Raw genomic sequence first — 2907 nt, 5'->3', positions numbered from 1 at the left:
GCCAACGGCTCCACCACCACCGTCATCGACCGGGTGGCGGCCCTGGGCGCCAACGGCACCATGGTCTTGAGCGCAGGCCAGGACCTCACCCTGCAGGGCGCGCACATCACCAACACAGCCGAAGGCGCCGCCGCCCGGATCGAGGCGGGGCGTGACCTCACCCTCTCCACCGTGCAGACCTCCAGCGACCAGCGCATCACCTGGGACGGGAAGAACCACCTGCACTTCGGCGCCAGCCAGGAAGTCGGCGCCCGCATCGACACCCAGGGCAGCACGGCGATCCAGGCGGGCAGCGATGTCCACGCCCGGGCAGCCCAGGTGCAGACCACGCAGGATCTGCGCCTGAGCGCCGGGCGCGACGTACACATCACTGCAGGCCAAGCCACGCAGACGCTGGACGACGCCTACCACGTGCGTCGCTCGGGCCTGCTGGGCTCGAGCACCCGCACCACGCTCGAATGGTGGTCAACGGGTCAGGGTGGACTAAAAAGCCCCGCGCGCGGCGGGGCTGGTGTGCTGGGCGCTGGGGGCCGTCAGGCGGCGTGGGCGCCAGCGAGGCACTCTTTCATGAAGCCCTTGCGCGCATCGCCCTTCAGGTCCTTGGTCTTGGCCTCGGCGTTGCATGACTTCATCTTGTCCTGCTGCGTGGCCTTCTTGGTCGACAGGCATTCCTTCATGAACGCCTTGCGCTCGTCGCCCTTCTTGCCGCTGGCCTCGGCGTTGCAGGTCTTCATCTTGGTCTGCTGGGCGGTGGGCGCCTTCTTGGGGGCGTCGCCGTCGGCGGCATGGGCGGTGGCGAACGAGAAGGCCAGGCTGGCAGCGGCCAGCAGCGAAAGCAGTTTTTTCATGTAGTGCTCCTGCGAGAGTGGATGGGTGGCCCGGTGCGTCCGGGCCATGCAGCATAACGCCGCGCCAGGGCGCGGGGATGACGGGGCGCCCCGTAGAATCCCTGGATGCTCTCCGTCAAACAGGAATTGCTCGCGGCGCTGGCCGCCGAGCTGGAAAAATTGTCGCCCGGCGCGGGCAGCCGCGCCGCGTTCGAGTCCCCCAAGGTGGCCGCGCACGGCGACTTTGCCTGCACCGCCGCCATGCAGCTCGCCAAGCCGCTCAAGCTCAACCCGCGCGCCCTGGGCGAGCAGCTCCAGGCCGCGCTGCAGGCCACGCCCGCCTTTCAGCGCTGGGTGGGCGGCATCGAGATCGCGGGGCCGGGCTTCCTCAACATCCGCCTTAAGCCCGCCGCCAAGCAAGAGGTGGTGCGCGAGGTGCTGGCCGCCGGGGCGCGCTTCGGCTACCGCCCGGAAAGAACGGAGGAACAGGGCCAGCGCGTGCTGGTCGAGTTCGTCTCCGCCAACCCCACGGGCCCGCTGCACGTGGGCCATGGCCGCCAGGCGGCGCTGGGCGACGCGATCTGCAACCTGTTCAGCACCCAGGGCTGGCAGGTCCACCGCGAGTTCTACTACAACGACGCGGGCGTGCAGATCCAGACGCTGGCCACCAGCACGCAACTGCGCGCCAAGGGGCTGAAACCGGGCGACGCGGGCTGGCCCGAGGCGGCGTACAACGGCGACTACATCCAGGACATCGCCAACGACTTTTTGGCCAGGAAGACCGTCAAGGCCGACGACCGCGAGTTCACCGCCAGCGGCGACGTGGAAGATTTGGACTCCATCCGCCAGTTCGCCGTGGCCTACCTGCGCAACGAGCAGGACAAGGACTTGCAGGCGTTCAACCTGAAGTTCGACGAGTACTACCTCGAATCCAGCCTGTACACCACGGGCCGCGTCGAGGCCACGGTGAACAGGCTCGTCGCCAACGGCAAGACCTACGAGCAGGACGGCGCGCTGTGGCTCAAGAGCACCGACTACGGCGACGACAAGGACCGCGTCATGCGCAAGCAGGACGGCACATACACCTACTTCGTGCCCGACGTGGCCTACCACATCAGCAAGTGGGAGCGCGGCTACGGCAAGGTCGTCAACATCCAGGGCACGGACCACCACGGCACCATCGCTCGCGTGCGCGCGGGCCTGCAGGCCGCCGACGTGGGCATTCCGCAGGGCTACCCCGACTACGTGCTGCACACCATGGTGCGCGTGGTCAAGGGCGGCGAGGAGGTCAAGATCAGCAAGCGCGCGGGCAGCTACGTCACGCTGCGCGATCTGATCGAGTGGACGAGCAAGGACGCGGTGCGGTTCTTCCTGCTCAGCCGCAAGCCCGACACCGAGTACACCTTCGACGTGGACCTGGCCGTGGCGCAGAACAACGACAACCCGGTCTATTACGTGCAGTACGCCCATGCGCGCATCTGCTCGGTGCTTACGGCCTGGGGCGGTGACGTGGCAACGCTGAAGGACGCCGACCTGTCCGCCCTGGACGGCCCGCAGGCCCAGGCGCTGATGCTGCAGCTTGCCAAGTACCCCGACATGCTCACCGCCGCCGCCGAGGGCGAGGCGCCGCACGACGTGACCTTCTACCTGCGCGACCTGGCCGCCAGCTACCACAGCTACTACGACGCCGAGCGCATCCTGGTGGACGACGAGGCCGTCAAGCGCGCGCGCCTGGCCCTCGTCGCCGCCACGGCGCAGGTATTGCACAATGGTTTGGCCGTGCTGGGCGTGTCGGCTCCAGCCAGGATGTGAGCAGTCACTATGAAGAAACAGCAAACGGGTGGAACGGTCATCGGCTTCATTGTCGGCGTCGTCGTCGGCTTGGCCGCCGCGCTGGCCGTGGCCGTGTACGTGACCAAGGTGCCGGTGCCCTTCCTCAACAAGAACCCGCGCTCGTCCGAGGTCAACCTGGACGGCAAGGACCTGAACGCGCCGCTCTATGGCAAGACCCCGGCGCGCCCGCCCGCCGTGGCGCCGGTGGCCCCTGCCGAGGCGCCGCCGGTGCAGGCCGCTGCGGCAG

The 2907-nt window shown here is 68.3% G+C and carries 2 protein-coding genes and 2 pseudogenes; 3 read left to right on the top strand and 1 reads right to left on the bottom strand.

Going from position 1 to position 2907, the window contains the following annotated elements; all coding sequences use genetic code 11:
- Positions 1–60: 60 nt before the first annotated feature.
- Positions 61–333, top strand: a pseudogene (locus QM569_RS11485) (hypothetical protein); the annotation flags it as partial.
- 200 nt (positions 334–533) lie between these two features.
- On the opposite strand, the gene QM569_RS11480 reads toward QM569_RS11485, so the two are convergent.
- A complete protein-coding gene (locus QM569_RS11480) occupies positions 534–848 on the bottom strand; it encodes a PsiF family protein (RefSeq protein ID WP_414987365.1) in 315 nt (104 codons plus the stop codon).
- 105 nt (positions 849–953) lie between these two features.
- Here QM569_RS11480 and argS point away from each other — a divergent pair, with 105 nt between their 5' ends.
- A complete protein-coding gene (argS, locus tag QM569_RS11475; RefSeq protein WP_414987364.1) occupies positions 954–2639 on the top strand; it encodes an arginine--tRNA ligase in 1686 nt (561 codons plus the stop codon).
- Between the two features lie 9 nt (positions 2640–2648).
- Positions 2649–2907: pseudogene (locus QM569_RS11470) on the top strand (sporulation protein); the annotation flags it as partial.

This window comes from Acidovorax sp. (assembly GCF_047607405.1).
Taxonomy (GTDB): domain Bacteria; phylum Pseudomonadota; class Gammaproteobacteria; order Burkholderiales; family Burkholderiaceae_C; genus Acidovorax.
The sequence above is the reverse complement of the archived record's forward strand: the minus strand, read 5'-3'. Positions and strand labels throughout refer to the sequence as shown.

What these genes read in the sequence shown, in the direction of transcription:
- argS (WP_414987364.1), top strand. Translation starts at nt 954, where the DNA reads ATGCTCTCCGTCAAACAGGAATTGCTCGCGGCGCTGGCCGCCGAGCTG.
- QM569_RS11480 (WP_414987365.1), bottom strand. Translation starts at nt 848, where the DNA reads ATGAAAAAACTGCTTTCGCTGCTGGCCGCTGCCAGCCTGGCCTTCTCG.